Source organism: Amycolatopsis sp. NPDC003865 (assembly GCF_053605345.1).
On record NZ_JBSGJA010000009.1, the window covers coordinates 335,261 to 352,675 of the forward strand.

16 protein-coding genes are annotated in these 17,415 nt (G+C 72.7%); 6 read left to right on the forward strand and 10 right to left on the reverse strand.

From position 1 onward, the window contains the following. Positions 1-4: 4 nt before the first annotated feature. Entirely contained in the window at positions 5-1,426 is a 1,422-nt protein-coding gene (gene eccB / locus ACWEVP_RS23225; RefSeq protein WP_452064644.1) for a type VII secretion protein EccB, read from the reverse strand. A gap of 140 nt (positions 1,427-1,566) precedes the next feature. On the opposite strand from eccB, the gene ACWEVP_RS23230 reads away from it, so the two are divergent. Together ACWEVP_RS23230 and ACWEVP_RS23235 are read left to right on the forward strand one after the other, a co-directional pair. Next, the gene (locus ACWEVP_RS23230) at positions 1,567-2,616 is read left to right on the forward strand and encodes a type VII secretion protein EccE (RefSeq protein WP_452064645.1); all 1,050 of its coding nucleotides are present in this window, start codon (positions 1,567-1,569) and stop codon (positions 2,614-2,616) included. Between the two features lie 177 nt (positions 2,617-2,793). Beyond that, a complete protein-coding gene (locus ACWEVP_RS23235; protein WP_452064646.1) occupies positions 2,794-3,342 on the forward strand; it encodes a DUF1062 domain-containing protein in 549 nt (182 codons plus the stop codon). 21 nt (positions 3,343-3,363) lie between these two features. Here the strand turns inward: ACWEVP_RS23235 and ACWEVP_RS23240 are convergent, their stop codons facing one another. Genes ACWEVP_RS23240 through ACWEVP_RS23270 form a run of 7 tightly spaced genes read right to left on the reverse strand, consistent with a single transcriptional unit; the run spans position 3,364 to position 9,349 of the window. Beyond that, complete coding sequence (locus ACWEVP_RS23240) at positions 3,364-3,951, reverse strand: DinB family protein (protein ID WP_452064647.1); 588 nt, start codon at positions 3,949-3,951, stop codon at positions 3,364-3,366. A gap of 14 nt (positions 3,952-3,965) precedes the next feature. After that, positions 3,966-5,339 carry a type VII secretion integral membrane protein EccD gene (eccD, locus tag ACWEVP_RS23245; protein WP_452064648.1) on the reverse strand — a complete coding sequence of 458 codons (1,374 nt, stop codon included), beginning with the start codon at positions 5,337-5,339 and terminating at the stop codon, positions 3,966-3,968. After that, a complete protein-coding gene (locus ACWEVP_RS23250; protein WP_364445543.1) occupies positions 5,339-5,659 on the reverse strand; it encodes a YbaB/EbfC family nucleoid-associated protein in 321 nt (106 codons plus the stop codon). The genes eccD and ACWEVP_RS23250 overlap by 1 nt, the downstream gene beginning before the upstream one ends. Further along, positions 5,656-6,126, reverse strand: coding sequence for a hypothetical protein (locus tag ACWEVP_RS23255; RefSeq protein WP_452064649.1), 471 nt, complete (start codon positions 6,124-6,126; stop codon positions 5,656-5,658). The genes ACWEVP_RS23250 and ACWEVP_RS23255 overlap by 4 nt, the downstream gene beginning before the upstream one ends. Then, the gene (locus ACWEVP_RS23260) at positions 6,126-7,487 is read right to left on the reverse strand and encodes a WXG100 family type VII secretion target (RefSeq protein WP_452064650.1); all 1,362 of its coding nucleotides are present in this window, start codon (positions 7,485-7,487) and stop codon (positions 6,126-6,128) included. The genes ACWEVP_RS23255 and ACWEVP_RS23260 overlap by 1 nt, the downstream gene beginning before the upstream one ends. A 2-nt stretch (positions 7,488-7,489) precedes the next feature. Then, a complete protein-coding gene (locus ACWEVP_RS23265) occupies positions 7,490-8,542 on the reverse strand; it encodes a hypothetical protein (protein ID WP_452064651.1) in 1,053 nt (350 codons plus the stop codon). A 30-nt stretch (positions 8,543-8,572) separates the two neighbouring features. Beyond that, positions 8,573-9,349: a WXG100 family type VII secretion target gene (locus tag ACWEVP_RS23270; protein ID WP_452064652.1), complete on the reverse strand. Its 777-nt coding sequence runs from the start codon at positions 9,347-9,349 to the stop codon at positions 8,573-8,575. A gap of 143 nt (positions 9,350-9,492) precedes the next feature. Between ACWEVP_RS23270 and eccCa the strand changes: the two genes are divergently transcribed. Beyond that, positions 9,493-13,419, forward strand: a complete 3,927-nt coding sequence (gene eccCa, locus ACWEVP_RS23275; protein ID WP_452064653.1) for a type VII secretion protein EccCa — start codon at positions 9,493-9,495, stop codon at positions 13,417-13,419. Here eccCa and ACWEVP_RS23280 read toward each other — a convergent pair. After that, the gene (locus tag ACWEVP_RS23280) at positions 13,416-13,889 is read right to left on the reverse strand and encodes a hypothetical protein (RefSeq protein ID WP_452064654.1); all 474 of its coding nucleotides are present in this window, start codon (positions 13,887-13,889) and stop codon (positions 13,416-13,418) included. The genes eccCa and ACWEVP_RS23280 overlap by 4 nt on opposite strands. 179 nt (positions 13,890-14,068) lie before the next feature. Between ACWEVP_RS23280 and ACWEVP_RS23285 the strand changes: the two genes are divergently transcribed. From ACWEVP_RS23285 to ACWEVP_RS23295, 3 genes are read left to right on the forward strand one after another with little or no spacing between them, the layout of a single operon-like run. Further along, on the forward strand, positions 14,069-14,767 hold the full coding sequence (locus ACWEVP_RS23285; RefSeq protein WP_452064655.1) for a S1 family peptidase: 699 nt from the start codon (positions 14,069-14,071) through the stop codon (positions 14,765-14,767). A 55-nt stretch (positions 14,768-14,822) separates the two neighbouring features. Then, the gene (locus tag ACWEVP_RS23290; protein WP_452064656.1) at positions 14,823-15,266 is read left to right on the forward strand and encodes a YdeI/OmpD-associated family protein; all 444 of its coding nucleotides are present in this window, start codon (positions 14,823-14,825) and stop codon (positions 15,264-15,266) included. After that, positions 15,263-15,748, forward strand: a complete 486-nt coding sequence (locus ACWEVP_RS23295; RefSeq protein WP_452064657.1) for a nucleotidyltransferase domain-containing protein — start codon at positions 15,263-15,265, stop codon at positions 15,746-15,748. Before ACWEVP_RS23290 ends, ACWEVP_RS23295 begins: the two co-directional genes overlap by 4 nt. Here the strand turns inward: ACWEVP_RS23295 and ACWEVP_RS23300 are convergent. Continuing rightward, positions 15,745-17,175: an AMP-binding protein gene (locus ACWEVP_RS23300; protein ID WP_452064658.1), complete on the reverse strand. Its 1,431-nt coding sequence runs from the start codon at positions 17,173-17,175 to the stop codon at positions 15,745-15,747. The two genes, ACWEVP_RS23295 and ACWEVP_RS23300, sit on opposite strands and share 4 nt — an antisense overlap. Positions 17,176-17,415: the final 240 nt, after the last annotated feature.

The following is a 17,415-nucleotide window of genomic DNA, read 5'->3' on the forward strand; positions in this document are numbered from 1 at the left end:
ACTTTCACCCCGTTCCACCCGACGGAGCCGGCTGCCCGGCCGTGGCCGGGTCCAGCGCGGGGCCCGTCGGCACCAATGCCAGCAAACTACCTGCGACCGGTGACTTCGCCACGCTTCCGTAGCCGAGCGAGGCCAATGCCTGCGCGTTCACCACCGGGTACTTCCGGCCCGTATCAGTCACCAAATACGTGGTGGCCGAGCCGGATTCGACGACGACGGCTCCCCCCGACGGGGGAACGAACACCTCGTCCGCCACCCGTGCTTCGGTCCTCGTGGCGACCTGGATTGCCTTGGCACCAGGGGAAAGCGGGAATTCGGCCGAAACGAGCAACCGGCTGCCCTGAACGCACAACGCGACCGAGCCGCCGGTGATCGGCGCCTTGCCGGGAATGCGGTCCGGGAAGGCCGCGGGGTCGGCGCCGCCGGCCCGGGGCGCGGCGACCTTCGGCACGGCGGCGACGTCGGCCGCGCGAACCTCGACGGGCTTCGGCGTCCCTTCGTAGGCGGCCGCGTTGGCCTCGGTGGTGACCAGCAGGCTCGCCTCGGTCTGCCCGACCGGTTCGAGCCCGTCGCGGCGCACGAGGTAGTACGACGTCGCGGAGCCGGGCGCGGCCATCGCGTCCACGACGGCGAGGACTTCGCCGACACGGGTGTCGCGGCCGCCCACCGTGGGGCCGCGGTCGCCGGCGCCGCCGACGGGCAGCGCGGTCAGGTCCCGGCCGGCCGGGACGGTGTCGATCCACCGCGCGGACACCGCGATCGTCGGGTAGCTGTCGAACTGCAGCGCGGTCGCGGCCTCGTCGGAGAGCTTGTAGCGGCGGCCGCCGGCGAGCAGGAACCGGTCGCCCCACGGCAGCCGGACGATCACGCCCTGGTCGCGCGGCAGCTCGACGCCGGACGCGGGCGCGGCGAGCAGGACGGCGGTGCGCGGCTCGGCCGAGGCGGGCGCGTCCTGGGTGGTGCGGCTGCAGCTCGTCCACGGCGTCGTGACGAGCGCGCTCGCGGCGGGCAGCGAGTCGGGGGCGCCCGGGATGCCGATCTGGGTGCCGCGGCCGGCCTTGCCGAGGTTCTCCGGGGAGACGGACACGGTCGCGTCGCCGGCGCCACCGGCCAGCAGGCGGGCGGAGGCGTAGTTGAGCACCGGGTGCAGCACGCCGTCGGCACCGAGCACGAACCGCGCGCCCGTGCCCTCCTCGACGATCACCTTGCCGCCGGCCAGCCAGTCCTTGCCGCCGGAGGGGTTGAGCAGGCCGATGATGCCGAAGACGGCGGTGACCAGCAGGGCGGCGACGAGCCCCAGCACGGTGCCGAGGACGAGCCGGCGGCTGGGCGAGACGGGGTGGTTGGCGTCGGCCGCGACGAGTGCGGAGACGAGCCTGCGCCGGAGGAACTGGTACGCCTGGATCTGGTCCCGCTGCGTCCACACGCTGATTGGCCCCCGGCTGTGTGTCGTCCTCCCGAGCGCCCGACGTTAGGCACCCGGACAAGGCAAGGGGAGGGTAATTTTTACGCCCACGCGGCATCTGGGGAGACAGTAGCGTCGGGGACCCGGGGAAAGGGGAGCCCGTGTCCGTCGAAACCGCCGGCGCCGTGCGCCCGGCACCGCCGCGGCCCGCGTCCACGCCGCTGCCCTGGCTGCTGCCGGTCCGGCCATTGCAGGCCGCGCTGTGGGAGATCGCCGGGATCGCCGTGCTGCTCGCGTGGCTGGTCGACGGCGTCTCGCAGCCCGTGCGGATCGGCGTGAGCGCGGCGGCCGGGCTGCTGGTGCTGCTGACGTCGGTGCGGTTCGCCGGACGGCACCTGGCCGGCTGGGCGCTGACCTGGACGGCGTTCCGGCTGCGACGCCACGACACGCGCCACGAGAGCCCCGATCCGCTGCTGCACGTCGCCGGGCCGGTGAAGGTGCGCCAGCATGTCGACCGCGCGGGCAACCGCTTCGGCGTCGCCGAGGTCGACGGCGGCTGGAGCGCGCTGGTCCGGCTGACGCAGGGGCCGGGCGCGCCGGGACCGCTGGTGGACGCCCTGCACGAGGCGTACCGGCGCACGGACGTGCCCTTGGCGTCGGCCCAGCTGCTGACGTGGGCCATCCCGCGCGGCGAGCAGGTGCTGCGCGTCCGCTGGCTGGCCGTCCGCTACCGGCCGGACCTGGCCCCGGTCGCGGCGCTGGCCCGCGGCGGTGGCGACCTCGGCGCGTTGCGGAGCACGGCGTCGGCGGCGCTGAGCCTGATGGGCGCGCTGGCCGAGGCGGGTTACCAGAGCACCGTGCTGGAGGCCGGTGAGCTGGCGAAGGAGCTTCGCGTGGCGCTGGGCGTCCAAGGGGCGCCCGGTGGCGAGCCCGACCGGTGGCGGTCGTGGACGTGGGGTGGCGGGGCCCAGATGTGCTTCCGGCCGCGGTCGGCCCGGGTGCTGGACTTTTCGGTGCCGGGAGCGGCTTTCACGGCGACGTCGTACACGCTCACCCGGACGCCGGGCGGGCGTGAGAAGGCCGAAGTGACGATCCGGGTGGGTGCCCGGCCGGGTGCGCCGGTGCCGGCGCCGGGGATCCCGGTGGTCCCGCTGCACGGGCGGCACGGCGCCGCGGTCCGCCAGACCCTCCCCCTCGCGCTGGATGCCTGAAAAATCGGTTTCACGGCGCGGTCCCGCGCCGTTATCTTGCGTCTGACCGAGTCGCCGAGTCCGGGACGTGCCGTTGTACATCGCGTGAGAACACCCGAGCGCTTGACCGTCGCGTGACGCCGCTGTGCGTCACGCCGCCTTCTGCTGCGGAATTCTCACGGGAACCGGTGTACTTCTGTGCTCTCCCATTGGTTTGTCCTGCCCACCCGCCTGCCGCTCGTCCGCCGCCGCTGCCACGAGTGCGCGTCGGGAACCTTCCGGACGACCGGCAAGTTCCGGGTCAACGCCCACCACAAGCTGATCGACGCCTGGCTCCTCGCGCTCTGCACTTCTTGCGGGGACACCGTCAAGCTCACGGTCTTCGAGCGGACGAACGTCCGCTCGGTGTGCCCCGAGCTGCTGGATCGCTTGCACCACAACGATCCCGGCCTGGCCGCCGAGCTGCTGCGAGACGCGGCTCTGCTGCGCCGCAACCGCGTCGCCCTCGATTGGGAAGGCGCTTGGCGCCTCGACACCGGCGGAACGGACCACCTCGACCGCGAGGTGATCGACGTGTCGGTCCGCTTCGCCGCACCGATCCCGATCCGGCCGGTGCGGCTCGTCGCGGAAGGGTGCGCACTGCCGCGCACCGAAGTCGAAAGGCTGCTGGCGGAAGGGAAACTCGTGTCGGCGGTCCGGTTGGACAGCCGGCTCTCGGCCGATTTCACCTTCACGCTCAAACGCTGAGCACGGGCCCGCGCGGCCTCGCTACGACCCGGCCGCGCGGGCCACCCGCTCCAGCTTCTCGCGGTACTCCGCCCACTTGTCCGCGTCCTGCTCGGGCAGGTTCGACGCGTCGGCCCGCAGGCCGGCACCGCCGTCGACGAGTTCACGGACGATGTCGGCGTGGCCGGCGTGCCGGTTGATCTCGGCGATCACGTGCACCAGCACCCGGTGCAGCGTCGTCTCGCGGCGCTCCGGCGGCCACCACGGGACCTCGCCGACCGCCTCCAGCGGGTTCGCCTCGATGGTCTCGTCCGCGAACGCCCAGACGCGCCGGTAGAGCCCGACGATGTCGTCGCGGGACTCGTCCTCGGCCGCCCAGAAGTCGACGTTGGGCTCGTCGTCCATGGCCTCGTACCACGGGGGCGGCTCCGGGAACTTCCGGCCGAAGGTGTCGCCGAAGTACCCGAGCTCGACCCCGGCCGGGTGCTTGACGAGGCCGAGCAGGTTGGTCCCGGTGGGCGTCATCGGCCGGCGCAGGTCGTACTCGGAAAGGCCGTCGAGCTTCCACACCAGCGCCTCGCGCGCCGTCTGCAGGTACCGGCGCAGATCGTCCTTGGGGTCGGAGGTCATGCGACGAAGCTATCCTAGCCGCGGACGGCCTCGTACACCCCCGCGATCATGCCGACGAACGGCACCAGCGACAGCAGCACCAGGAACTCCGACACGTCCAGCAGCCGCGACCAGTACGGCGACCGCAGCCCGCGCGCCACCCGCGTCGCGTACACCAGGCACACCACCGCCGCCAGGATCACCGTGCCGCCGGCCGCGAACACCACCGTGCGGTCGCCCGAGGCGACCAGCCACACCCCCGCGGACACCAGCGACAGCACGCCGAAACCGACCAGGACCAGGCGTTGGACGCGGCCCGCGTACGACCTCGACCGCAGGATCCACGCCACGCCCAGCACCCCGGCCAGCCCCGCTTCCCAAGGCCCACCCGTGGAAAGCACGACCGAAGAAGCCAGCACCACCACACCGAGGCCCACCAGCAACCCCGTCAGCACCGCCTGCGCGCGGGAGGTGCGGCCGATCATCTCCGTGCCCAGCGACGGCTGCTCGTCCGCGCGGAACGCCTCCATGTCGTCCGGGACGCGCGGAAGCGGCAGCCGGGCCAGGCGCAGCGCCAGCATCGGGGCCACCGCCGCCAGCGCCGTCGCCAGCACCGCGACCACGGACGCCGCCGACAACGGGGAAACGCCCGCCAGCAGCACCACGCCCGTCGTCACCGCGCCGAAGCCCGCCGACGACGTGATCGCCACGAACCACGGCAACCGGTCGGCCACCGAGACCGCCGCCAGGACGCCGTACACCGTGACCGCCGCCAGTCCCGCGGCCAGCGGACCCGCTGACAGCGAGAACAGCGGGTGGGGCGGCAGGATCGCCATCCCGGCCAGCAACGCGACCCCGACTCCCGCGACCGCACCCGCGGCACCGGCCTCGGCGTCGCCGTAGGCCCGGCTCAGCGCGCCACCGCCCAGCAACAGCACCAGGGCCAGCAGCCCGGTCCCGATCGGGGCGAGGACGCTGCCGGACGCCGCGGCCTGCACCAGGAGGCCACCGGCCAGCAGCAGCACGACCGCCGCCACGAGACCGGACCGCCGCGCGACCGACGGGCTCCAGCCACCGGAGGAGTCGGCGACGCTGGCGATCGAGTCGATGACGTCGTCGAACAGCAGCGGACCCCGCGGGCGTTCCCGCGGGGTCAGGTGCAGCACTTCGCCGTCGCGGATCTGGGCGGCCGCGACGCTCAGGCCCAAGGCCAGCGGCGCACCACCCAGCCGGGACAGCACCCAGCCCGGGTGTTCGGCCGACGCCTGCCCGGACGCCCCGGCCAGCCGCACGAGCTGCGGCACCAGCTCGGCGAAGGTCGACTGCTGCGGCAGGGCGACGTCGACGCGGGCCCGCGGGGTCACCACCGTGACCCGCCGGGTCGTCCCCGTGAGAGCGGCGGTGGTCATCAGACGTTCTTGGCGGCCGCGATGACCGGGGCGAACTTGGCGTTCGACGCCTCGGCGAGCTTCTGCAGACCGGCGTTCACCGCCTCCAGCACGATCTCCGAGAGGTTGCGGGCGTCGTACTCGCGGATCGCGCGGGGGTCGATGTCGATCGAGGTGAAGCGCCCGTCGCCGCGGAGGGTGACGGTGACCTCGTTCTGCCGCGAGTGCGCCTTGACCTCCATCGCCTCGACCGTGCGCTGGATCCGCTGGACCTCTTCGGTCTGCTTGCGCACCTGAGCGAGCAGCTCGTCCATGTCCGGCACCGCGTACGGATCGGTCACTGTTGCGTCCCTTCGTGCTGGCGGACGTGGACGCTGCCCACGAACCGCTGGAAACCGGGTGAGAGCCGCCGCGCGGTCGCGGGCGCGGCCGTGCAGGCGAGCTCGAGCACCAGCCGCTCCTCCGGCGTGGCGCCGGGGACCGTCAGGTGCACCTGGGTCTGGATCAGTTCGTCGCCTTCGCCGGTGCGCAGGCGCAGCAGCTGCATGACGCCGGGTGCGGCCGGGGCGCCGACGTCCCGGCGGCTCAGCACTTCGAGGCCGGCCAGCGTCAGCGAAAGCCGTTCGACGGCTTCGGCGGCGATGTCGTCGATCGACGCGTCGTCCGGCCGCTGCTGGACGCTCACGGTGATGTTCGGAACGAACTCGCCCGGTGCGGCGTCGTGCACGGCGACGAACACCGCACCGGAGTCACCCGGGTCGACGGCGGTCCAGCCGTCCGGGATGACGAAGTCGAGGGGAAGCGTCATCACAGCCCCACGTACGAAACGGCGTCGTCCCAAGCGGATCCGACGGCGTCGGCCGCGTCGGAGGCCGCGTGGCTGACCGCGTCGACGGCGGCGCCGCCGTACTCGCCGATGGTGTGGCCGAGCTTCGGCAGGTCGATGTCGATCTTCGCGCCGACCCCGGCGCCGAGGCCGAGCGCCGCGCCCGCCTTGAAGTTGACCTTGAGGTGCCCGGCGTCGTAGGTGGCCTGGGCGTCGAGCTGCGCGCCGATGCCGTACTGCAGGGTGCCGTTCGCGCCGACGCCGATGCCCGCGACGTCCGCGGCGACCTCGCCCTCGATCTTGCCGCCGGCGAAGACGTTCGCGTGCGCGCCCACGCCGTGCGCGCCGATCGTGCCGGACGCGCTCGCCTCGCCGCCGGCGAAGACCGTGCCCTTGGCGTGCGCCGAGGCGGGTCCCCAGTCGCCCTTGAGCTCGGCCTCTTCCTTCAGGGCGGCCAGCTCGGTGTGCCCGGACGCGCCGACGTCCCAGCCCTTCGACGTGATCTTGCCGTCGTACTCCGGGGTGAAGCCGTCCTGCTCGTGCTTGAACTTGTAGTACGTGATCTCGGTGTTGCGGCCGAGCTTGTCCTTGACGGTCTCCGGCTTCGGCTGCCCGAACGGTGTGTCCGCCTTCTTCGGCGCGCGGGTGCCTTCGAGGCCGTCCCAGGTGAGCTTCTTCCAGCCCGAGTTCTTGAACCACGACGGCGCGCCGCGCGGCCGTTTGCGCCCGTCGAGCGTGCTGCCGTTGAGCCAGCCCAGCGGGCCCCAGGTCTTCTTGCCCAGCTTGTACTCCAGCCGCTGGGTGCCCTCCGGCGGGAACAGCTCGGCGAGGGCCTCGGAGAACTCGTCGACGACCTGGCGGGCGGCCTGCACGCTCTGCTCGCCGAGCTGCCGCGCGGCCTGGATGAACGCGCCGACCGAGCCGGAGTTCACCGCGCGGGCCTGTGCGGTCAGCTGCTGGGCGTACTGGTCGAACTGGGCGATGATCGAGTCGACGGCGGCCTTCGCGGACTGGACCAGCTGCGCCGCCGTCGCGAGCCGCTTCGCCTGGTCGTCGAGTTTGGTGGCCGCCTCGGTGAGTTCTTCGCCGAGCTTGCCCGTCGCCGTCGCGAACGCGGTGTAGGCGTCGCCGTCCCAGTCCGCGTGCAACGCCTTCGCGGAGTCGCCGACTTCGCGGGCCTTGCCCGAGACCGTCGAGGCCTGGGTGGCGACCCGCTGCGACGCGGCGCTCAGCGCCCCCGGGTCGCCGGTGACCCGTCTCTGACACTCGACCAGGACGCGCCGGTACCCGGACAGCACGGAGCTGACCACCCCCGACGCGTCGACGACCCCCGAGGACCACACGGCTAGTTCCCGGCGGCGTCGTAGCCGACGTGCTGGCTGAAGTGCTTGCCGTTGTAGTCCAGGTCGATGTCGAGGTCGAAGTCCTGGCCGCCCGGAGCCTCCACAGTGGACTCACCGGTGGTGAGGTTGGTGTGGATGACGACCTCGTCGGCGCTGTGCACCGGAGCCGGTGCGGGCGCGGGCTGGGTGATCGGCGCCGGCTGGGTCGGCACGGTCGCGCCGTGCTGCGCCGGGTCGACGGCGATCCAGCTGTTCGCCGGGTTCAGCGGGGTGCCGTTGCCGGAGACCGGCACGCCCGGAGAGCTGGAACCGCCGCCGGTGGCGAGCGCGGGCGGGGTGTAGTCGGTGAACGAAGGCTGCTGCGGGATCCCCCCGCCGCTCCCGCCCGCCACCGCCTGCTGCCCCGACGGGCTCGCCACCGGCGACGGGGCCTGGGGCGCCGTGACCGGGGTGTTCCCGATCGACGGCGTCGTCGCGCCCGCACTGCCGGAGTCGTGGTGGAAGAGCTTCTCGATCTGGCCGATGACCTGCGCGAGCTGGGTGATCTGCTGGGCGAGGTCGACGGCGCCCAGCGCCTTGAGCAGCGCGCCGATCGCGGTGATGAACGCCCGCAGCGACGCGCTCGTCGCGGTCGACAAAGCGACCGCCGCGCCGTAGGTCCACCAGTTCGACATCAGCGCGGCGACCGTCGGGTTCACCGCCGAGACCACCGCGCGGTAGGCCTCCTGTGCGGTCTTGATCAGCGTGCCGGAGACGCCGAGCAGCTCGGCGCCCTTCTGGACGACGTTGATGATCTTCGTGAGCTGGTCGAGGGAGTCGGAGATCTTCTTCAGCGCCGACTCGCTCGCCGCGCCGGACCAGATCTTGCCGAGCTGGTCGGCGGCCTTCGTCAGCTCGTTGTACATGCTGAGGAACTGCTCGGCCTTGCGGACGAGGTCGGCCACGTGCTTCGCGATCTGCTCGGGCTGGCCCGTGACGATCTGCGGCAGGATGGTGATCGGCCCGCCCGAGGACGCGGTCGCGTCCATCGCGCTGGAGTTCGGGAAAGTCAGCATCGGACCTCACAGAGATTCAAGGACGGACGATCAGGCGACGACGGACGCGGGCCGGTACACGCTGACCTTGGCCAGTCCGCTGATGCGGGCGTCGAGGAGCCCGTGGTTGTAGAGGCGGCCGCCGTCGCCGGCGACGCCGATGACCGGCTGGCGGTCGGAGAACAGCAGCGGCTCCACGACCACGACGTCCCCGCTGTGCACGCCGCCGGGGACGTCGGAGAAGGTGCGCGCGGTGCCGGCGTAGACCTCGATCAGCCCGACGCGCGCCTGGTTGTCGGCGTCGCCGGCCAGCCAGTCGTTGAAGTCGGCGACCCCGTGGAAGCGGGTGTCGGTGATCGGGTGGTCGCCGAGCCGCCCGAGCCGCGCGTCCCCCAGGTAGCGCAGCACGTTCCCGACCGACGACGGCTCGCCGTGGGCGCCCGCGCTGTCGTTGATCGCCAGGGTGGCGAGCTCCGAGGCGTGCGGGCTCCCCCAGATCGACGACGTCGGAGCCGTCGAGCCGTCGTGGCCGCCGCCGTAGCCGGCCGCGGTGGCCTCGTCGGCCGCCTGGTAGGCGTCGGCGCTGGCCTTGACCAGGCCGTTGATCTGCTGCAGCAGCTGCAGGAGCGTGCGGACGGCGGTGACCTGGCTGGAGTGCAGGGCGGCGTTCGCGGCGGCGACGGCGCTGCCGAAGCCCGCGAACGACAGCGGCTGCACGACCAGGCGTTCGAGGTCGGACACCGCGTTGATGCCGTGGGCGATGATGCCTCCGACATTGCCGACGGAGGAGCGCATCGCCTCGGGCTCAGCCCGGTACTCGCCGGCCATGGCTCTCCTTCCGCGGGTGGCTGCTCGGCAGAGCGTAGGTTCGGCCCCGGAAGCGGGCGGACGGCAAAAGTACCCACCGCGCGGTGTCGGCGAGTGGCCAAAATACCGGTCAGAGCCATCCCGATCCGCTGGAGCATTGCTACATGAGCCTCTCGCCCGAGCGCCCGACCGAGATCGTGCTGCAGTCGCCGCCGATGCTCCCGAAGAGCTCGTCCGGCGGCATGGTGCAGCTGATGATGTTCCTGCCGATGATGCTCGGCATGGGCGCGATGTCGTTCGTCTACATCGGACGCGACGGCGGGGTGATGACCTGGATCTTCGGCGCCCTGTTCATCTGCGCCATGGGCGGCATGGTCGTGATGTCGCTGGGCCGCGGCGGGATGGCCAAGAAGGCGCAGATCAACGACGAGCGCCGGGACTACCAGCGGTACCTGTCCGGGCTGCGCAGCCAGGTCCGGGACATCGCCGACGGCCAGCGCGCGGCGATGGTCGCCGTCCAGCCCGACCCCGCCGACCTGTGGGCCTACGTCGAGACCGGCAAGCTGTGGGACCGGCGGCGCACCGACGGCCAGTTCGCGCAGGTCCGCGCGGGCACCGGCCCGCAGCGGCTCGCGACGCCGCTGAAGGCGCCGCAGACCGTGCCGCTGGAGGACCTCGACCCGGTATCCTCCACCAGCCTGAAGCACTTCATCCGCACCTACTCGACGGTCGACGGCCTGCCGGTGGCGCTGTCGCTGCGCTCGTTCGCTGCGGTCACCGTGGCCGGGCGGCGGCCGGACGTGCTCGGCCTGACGCGGGCGCTGCTGTGCCAGCTCGTCACCTTCCACTCCCCCGCCGACCTGCGCGTCGCGCTGTGCGTCTCGGCGGACCGGCAGCACGACTGGGAATGGGCGAAGTGGCTGCCGCACGCGACGGCGGCCGGCGCGACCGACGCCGTCGGGTCCCGGCGCCTGGCGGCCGACTCGGCGGCCGGGCTGGCCGAGCTGCTCGGCGCCGACCTCGGCGAACGCCCCGCGTTCAGCCGCCGCGCGGCGGCCGAGCTCGACCTGCCGCACCTGATCGTCGTCGTCGACGGCGGCAACGCCCACGGCGAGACCCGGCTGATCGGCGAGGACGGCAGGCTCGGCGTCACGGTCCTCGAGATCGGGCAGGAGCACCCGCGGACGTTTTCGACCGAGCGGCTGCTGAGCCTGCACACCGCACCCGACTCCCTCGGCATGGTCGTCGGCGACGCCACCGAGCAGCGGCTCGGGTTCCTCGGCCGCCCGGACGTCCTCGACCGCGGCGCCGCCGAAGCGCTGGCCCGCATGCTGACGCCGTTGCACACCCCGGCCGCGGTCGTCGGCGAGAAGCCGATGTCGTCGACGTTCGGGCTGGCCGGGCTGCTCGGCATCGGCGACCCGCGCGACACCGACACGACCGTGACGTGGGCCCCGCGCGCGGCGCGCGACCGGCTGCGGATCCCGCTGGGCGTCAACCCCGAGGGCCGTCCGGTGGAGCTGGACCTCAAGGAGTCGGCCGAGGGCGGCATGGGCCCGCACGGCCTGGTCATCGGCGCGACCGGGTCCGGCAAGAGCGAGCTGCTGCGGACGCTGGTGACCGCGCTGGCGGTGATGCACTCGTCGGAGACGCTGAACCTGGCGCTGATCGACTTCAAGGGCGGCGCGACGTTCGCCGGGATGACCGGCCTGCCGCACACCTGCGCCGTCATCACCAACCTGTCCGACGACCTCGCGCTGGTCGACCGCATGGCGGACGCGTTGAACGGCGAGCTGCTGCGCCGCCAGGAACTCCTGCACGCGGCGGGGAACTACGCGTCGGTGCGCGACTACGAGAAGGCGCGGGCGGACGGCGCGCCGCTCGAGCCGCTGCCGTCGCTGCTGGTCATCATCGACGAGTTCTCCGAGCTGCTGTCCGCGCGGCCCGAGTTCATCGACCTGTTCGTCGCGATCGGCCGGCTCGGGCGGTCCCTGGGCATCCACCTCCTGCTGGCGTCGCAGCGCTTGGAAGAGGGCCGGCTGCGCGGGCTCGATTCCCACCTGTCGTACCGGATCGGCCTGCGGACGTTCTCCGCCGCCGAAAGCCGGGCGGTGCTGGGGGTCGCCGACGCCTACCACCTGCCGCCGGTGCCGGGGTCGGCGTACCTGAAGGCCGACACCGACTCGCTGATCCGCCTCAAGGCGGCGTACGTCTCCGGGGAACTGCCGCCGCGCAGCACGGTCGTGCGCGAGGACGGGCAGGAGCTCGGCGTCTTGCCGTTCTCGCTGGCGCCGGTGGAGATCCCGGTGACGACGGAAGTCGAAGACGCGCCCAAGGCCGACGGCACCGGCGAGACGATCATCCACGCGATGCTCTCGCGGCTGGAGGGCCGCGGGCCGGCCGCGCACCAGATCTGGCTGCCGCCGCTGAACGAGCCCCCGACGCTGGAGCAGCTCCTGCCGCCGCTGGGCGAGGACGCCGCGCGCGGCCTGTGCCCGCTCGGCTGGGGCGGCAACGGCAAGCTGACGATCCCGGTCGCGCTGGTGGACAAGCCGTTCGAGCAGCGCCGGGACATGCTGTGGGCCGACTTCTCCGGCGCGGGCGGCCACGCGCTGATCGTCGGCGCGCCGCAGAGCGGCAAGTCGACGCTGATGAAGGACATCGCGGGCATGCTCGCGCTGACCCACACCCCGGCCGAGGTGCAGCTGTTCATCCTCGACATGGGCGGCGGCGCGCTGGCCCCGATCGCCGGGCTGCCGCACACGTCCGGCTACGCCACCCGCCGCGACGCGCAGCGCTGCCGCCGGGTCGTCGCCGAGCTGACCACGTTGCTGGAACAGCGCGAGGAGTACTTCTCCGCGCACGGGATCGAGTCGATCACGACGTTCCGCCAGCGGCGCGCGGAGTTCGCCGAAAGCACCGACGGCCGCGAGTTCGGCGACGTGTTCCTGTTCGTGGACAACTGGACCACGATCCGGCAGGAGTACGAGCAGCTGGAGGAGCAGATCACCGGGCTGGCCGCGCGCGGGCTCGGGTTCGGCATCCACGTGATCGTCTCGCTCAACCAGTGGATCGGCGTCCGCGCCCAGCTGCGCGACGCGATCGGCACGCGGTTCGAGCTGCGCCTGGGCGATCCGATGGACTCCTCGATCGACCGCAAGGTCGCGGTCAACGTCCCCGCCGACCGGCCCGGCCGCGGCATCACGGCGGAGAAGCTGCACTTCCTGGCCGCGCTGCCCCGCATCGACGGCGACCAGCGCCCGGAGACGATCGGCGCGGGCGGCGTCGACCTCGTGCGCCGGATTTCGGACGCGTGGAAGGGCCCGCGCGCGCCGCAGGTCCGGCTGCTGCCGCCCGAGGTGCCGCTGGACGGGTTGCCCGCGGCCCCCGGCAAGCAGGTCACGCTGGGCATCGCGGAATCGACGTTGCGCCCGGTGCACCTGGACTTCGCGGCGGACCCGCACTTCGTGGCCTTCGGCGACGTCGAGTCGGGCAAGAGTTCGCTGCTGCGCGCGATCGCCCACGGCATCACGGCGAAGTACAGCCCCGACGAGGCGGCGATCATCGTCGCGGACTACCGCCGCGGCCTGCTGGGCGCGGTGTCGGAGCCGCACCTGCTGGGGTACGCGGGGGCCGAGGGCAAGCTGACGGAACTGATCACCGAGTGCGCCACCGCGATGCGCAACCGGTTGCCCGGTCCTTCGGTGACGCCGGAGCAGCTGCGCAACCGCTCGTGGTGGCGCGGGCCGGAGCTGTTCGTCCTGGTGGACGACTACGAGCTGGTGGCGACGGTCGGGCGGAACCCGTTGCAGCCGTTGCTGGAGTTCCTGCCGCAGGCGCGGGACATCGGGCTGCACGTGATCATCGTGCGCGGGTCCGGTGGCGCGGGCCGCGCGTTGTTCGAGCCGGTCCTGCAGCGGCTGCGGGAGCTGGGCTCGCCGGGGTTGATCATGTCGGGGACGAAGGACGAAGGGGCGTTGCTGGCGGACGTCAAGCCGTCACCGCAGCCGCCGGGCCGGGGAACGCTGGTCTCCCGCCGGCACGGCACGGGGCTGGTCCAGGTGGCGTGGACCAAGCCGGCGGAGTCCTAGCCGACGGGCGCGGTCAGCTCGACCGAGAACCGGTAGTAGCAGACCGCTTGGTGCTTGCTGCTCTGGAGGTACGGCGTCATGACCTGCACGCGCGCATCGGAAACCGGGTGGGCGGCGGCGGTGCAGCGATCCAGCGTCGGCTGGTAAGGCGCGTCCGCCCCCTCCGGGAGCGGGAGCACGGCGAACGCCTGCGCGGTGTGCGGATCGGTGCAGGACCGCAGCAGCACGTCGACCTCGCCCGTGCCCGTCGGGGACCAGAAGCACTGGCCCGCGGTGACGTCGAGCCCGTGCGCCGTGCCCTCGGGCAGTTGCTCGGGTCGATTGGCGGCCCGGTTGACGAGTACGGCGGCGACCAGGAACACCGCGAAGGTGACGAGCCCTGCGGCCACGCGACGGCCGACCGATGGGCGGGCGCGACGGCGTTCCTCGCGCATCAGCTCGTCGAACAGCTCGGGATCGTGCTCGGTCATGGTTCCCCCTCGCGCGGGAACTCTAGTAGCCGCCGACGCGGACAAGATCGCCGGTCGACGTCGGCAAGTTACCGACTTCGGTAGGTACCTGAGAACCTCCCACAAACCTACTTTTGTGCTCGTCGCCCGGTTTCGGGGCCGACATCCGGATCACCTTGGCGAAGGGCATTTTCATGCGAATGTCGAGGGTCGTTGCCGCGGTGGGTGCCGCCACCGCGGCGCTGAGCCTGGTCTCAGCAGGGGTCGCGGACGCCCAGCAGGACATCATCGGCGGGAGCACCGTCTCCTCCGCGCCGTGGGGCGCCCAGATCTACTGGAACAACGTCACCACCTACGGCGGCTTCGAGTGCTCGGGCACGATCATCGCCCCGCAGTGGGTGCTCACCGCCCGCCACTGCCTGAACTCGCCGGGCATGCACGTCAAGGTCGGCAACGTGGCGCTCCAGCAGGGCACAAACGCCAACGTCGACCAGCAGAAGGCCTCGCCCAACGGCGACATCGCCCTGCTGCACCTGACGACCGCGGTGACCACGACGTACATGAAGCTCGGCACCGGGAACCCGCCCACCGGGTCGACCAACCAGATCTACGGCTGGGGCCGCACCGAGGGCACCAGCCCGCCCTCGAGCACCCTCAAGACCGCCAACGTCCGCGTGACGGGCCTCAGCTCGGACGCGTTCGGCGGCACGGCGATCGCCAGCCAGGGCATCAACGGCTCGGCGTGGCACGGCGACTCGGGCGGCCCGCAGCTCTCCAACGGCCTCCAGGTCGGGGTGTGCTCCACCGGCAGCAACTCCGGTTCGAACACCCAGGGCACGCAGAACTACGCGAGCATCGCGTCGAGCCGCAGCTGGATCCGCACCACGACCGGCGTCTGACGCACCCGTGCCGGCCTCCCCGCGCGGGAGGCCGGCACGCGGCATACTCGCGGGCATGGAGTTCCGCACGCAGGTCCTGCTCGGCGGCAAGACGGCGACCGGGCTGCCGGTGCCCGACGCCGTCGTCGAGGCGCTCGGTGCCGGCAAGAAACCCGCGGTGACCGTGACGCTCGGCGGGCACACCTACCGGACGACGGTCGCGAGCCGCGGCGGGCAGTTCCTGGTCCCGCTCAGCGCGGAGAACCGCGGGAAAGCCGGTGTGGCCGCCGGCGACGAGGTCGACGTCGAGATCGCCCTGGACACCGCTCCGCGCGAGCTGGAGATCCCCGCGGACCTCGAGGAAGCGCTTGCCGCCGACGACACCGCGCGGGCCCGGTTCGAAAGCCTGTCCTACAGCGCGAAGCAGCGGTTCGTGCTGCCGATCGGGCAGGCGAAGACGGCCGAGACCCGGCAGCGGCGCGTCGCCAAGGTGATCACCGACCTGCGCGCGGGCAAGTGACCGACGCCGCCACCGTCCTGCGCGTCCTCGACGCCGTGCGCCCGGCGCAGGTGTGGCTGGCGGGCGGCTGGGGCATCGACGCCCTGCTCGGCCACCGGACCCGCGAGCACCGCGACCTCGACCTGCTCCACCGCCGGGAGCAGGAAGACGCCGTCGTCGCGGCGCTGGCCGCCCTCGGCTACCGCGAGACGCTGGATCTGCGCCCGGTCCGGTTCGCCCTCTCCGACGGGGCGAGCGAACTCGACCTGCACCCGCTGGTGTTCGCCGAAGACGGGTCCGCCGTCCAGGCCGCCGACGACCAGGGCGCGACCTTCCCCTACCCCGCGGACTGCTTCGTCACCGGGCGGATCCTCGGCGTCCCGGTGCCGTGCATTTCGGTGGCCCAGCAGGTCTTCTTCCACCAGGGCTACCCGCCGCGGCCGCACGACCTCGCGGACATGCGGCACCTCCGCGAGGCCTTCGGCGTCGAAACGCACTTCTAGTCCACAATGGACCTGCGCAGCGCGGCCTTGTCGGGCTTCCCGGAAGGCGCGACGGGAACCGCGCCCACGAAGCTGAACCGCGCCGGCACCGCCGCCTCCCCCAGCTCCGCCGCGACCGCCTTGCACACCGCCCCGAGGTCCGGCTCGCGGCCCGGGACCGGCACCACGAACGCGTGCGCCGCCTCGCCCGTCACCGGGTCCGGCACCGCCACGACGTAGGCCTGGTCGACGTCCGGGTGCGCGGCGATCGCCCGCTCGATCGGGCCGGTGTAGTGGATGACGGCGTTGACGATCACGACGTCCCGGGCGCGCCCGGACAGGTGCAGGTACCCGGCCTCGTCCAGGAACCCGAGGTCCTGGGTGCGCACCCAGCCGTCGCGCAGCACCTCCGCCGTCGTCGCGGGATCGCGCCAGTACCCCGCGAACGCCGAAGGCGTCCGCACCCAGATCTCGCCGTCGCGGCTCTCGATCTCCACCGTGTCGCACGCCTTGCCGACCGACCCGAGGCCCTCGCCGGCCGGGCAGATCGTCAGCATCCCGGTCTCGGTCTGGCCGTAGGCGTGGTGCATCGCGGGCCCGATCCGCTCGGCCGCTTCGGCGAGCTGGTGCGGCGGCACCGGCGAGCCCGCCACGATCAGGACCCGCAGCGAGCTCAGGTCGACGTCCTCTTCGCGCAGCACCTCGAGCACCTGGTGCAGGCGTGGCACGGTCATCAGCGCCGCGGTGATCCGCAGCCGCGGCAGCACCCACGGGAAGTCCGGCAGCTCCTCCGGGACCACCGCCGTCCCGCCGGCGAGCAGGCACACCCCCAGCTGCTCCAGCATCACCGCGCTGGTGAGCGTGCCGAACAGCAGGTACCGGCCGAACCCGGCGCCGAGCCGTTCGTGGGCCGAGCCGGGCACCGGCGGCCGCCACACCCGGCCTTCGGTCAGCGCGCGGTAGCTGTAGGCGACGCCCTTCGGCACGCCGGTGCTGCCGCTGGTGAACACGACCGTCGCGACGTCGTCCGGCCGCCCCTGCGGCACCGGTTCTTCGTACCCGGCGAGCAGTTCGGGCCCGACGCGCAGGATCGGCACGCCGGCCACGGCGCCCAGCAGCTCCGGCGACTCGGACGCGGCGTCGACGACCAGCGCGCCGACGTCGCCGAGGACGTGCTGCAGCTGCGGCACGGGCAGGCCGGGCCGCACCCCGACGACCCGGCAGCCCAGCACGTGCGCGGCGACGATCGCGGCGAACCCCTCCGGCGTGACGGCGGTGGCGATGCCGACGCCGTCGCCCGGCCCCAGCCCGGCCGCCCGCAGGCCCGCGGTGAACCGGCCGACCAGCTCCCGCAGCTCCGCGCGCGACGTGACGCGGGAGCCGTGTTCGAACGCGGGAACGTCCGGGGCGCGCCCCAGCTCGTCCAGCAGTGCCTGCGGGTGGACCATCTCGACCGCCTTTCGCCCGGGTGCCCCGGTCTACCGGGCGGATCTCAGAATTTCGGCAGAATCGCGCTGACCAGCGCTTTCTCGCGTCCACCAACGCAGACACGAGGCCCGGGCACCCCCTGTGGGTAATAGTGCCGTCACCACGACCGGCAGTTGTGCCGTTTGACCACACAGGCCTCTTTTCTAGCGTGACTTTCACACCGCGCGGACCACCGCGCCAGGGGAAACCGCTTCAGGAAG

Coding starts and splice junctions, on each gene's coding strand:
- ACWEVP_RS23240 (WP_452064647.1), bottom strand. CDS start 3,951: ATGACCTCCGACCCCAAGGACGATCTGCGCCGGTACCTGCAGACGGCG.
- eccD (WP_452064648.1), bottom strand. CDS start 5,339: ATGACCACCGCCGCTCTCACGGGGACGACCCGGCGGGTCACGGTGGTG.
- ACWEVP_RS23255 (WP_452064649.1), bottom strand. CDS start 6,126: ATGACGCTTCCCCTCGACTTCGTCATCCCGGACGGCTGGACCGCCGTC.
- ACWEVP_RS23265 (WP_452064651.1), bottom strand. CDS start 8,542: ATGCTGACTTTCCCGAACTCCAGCGCGATGGACGCGACCGCGTCCTCG.
- ACWEVP_RS23270 (WP_452064652.1), bottom strand. CDS start 9,349: ATGGCCGGCGAGTACCGGGCTGAGCCCGAGGCGATGCGCTCCTCCGTC.
- eccCa (WP_452064653.1), top strand. CDS start 9,493: ATGAGCCTCTCGCCCGAGCGCCCGACCGAGATCGTGCTGCAGTCGCCG.
- ACWEVP_RS23280 (WP_452064654.1), bottom strand. CDS start 13,889: ATGACCGAGCACGATCCCGAGCTGTTCGACGAGCTGATGCGCGAGGAA.
- ACWEVP_RS23285 (WP_452064655.1), top strand. CDS start 14,069: ATGTCGAGGGTCGTTGCCGCGGTGGGTGCCGCCACCGCGGCGCTGAGC.
- ACWEVP_RS23290 (WP_452064656.1), top strand. CDS start 14,823: ATGGAGTTCCGCACGCAGGTCCTGCTCGGCGGCAAGACGGCGACCGGG.
- ACWEVP_RS23300 (WP_452064658.1), bottom strand. CDS start 17,175: ATGGTCCACCCGCAGGCACTGCTGGACGAGCTGGGGCGCGCCCCGGAC.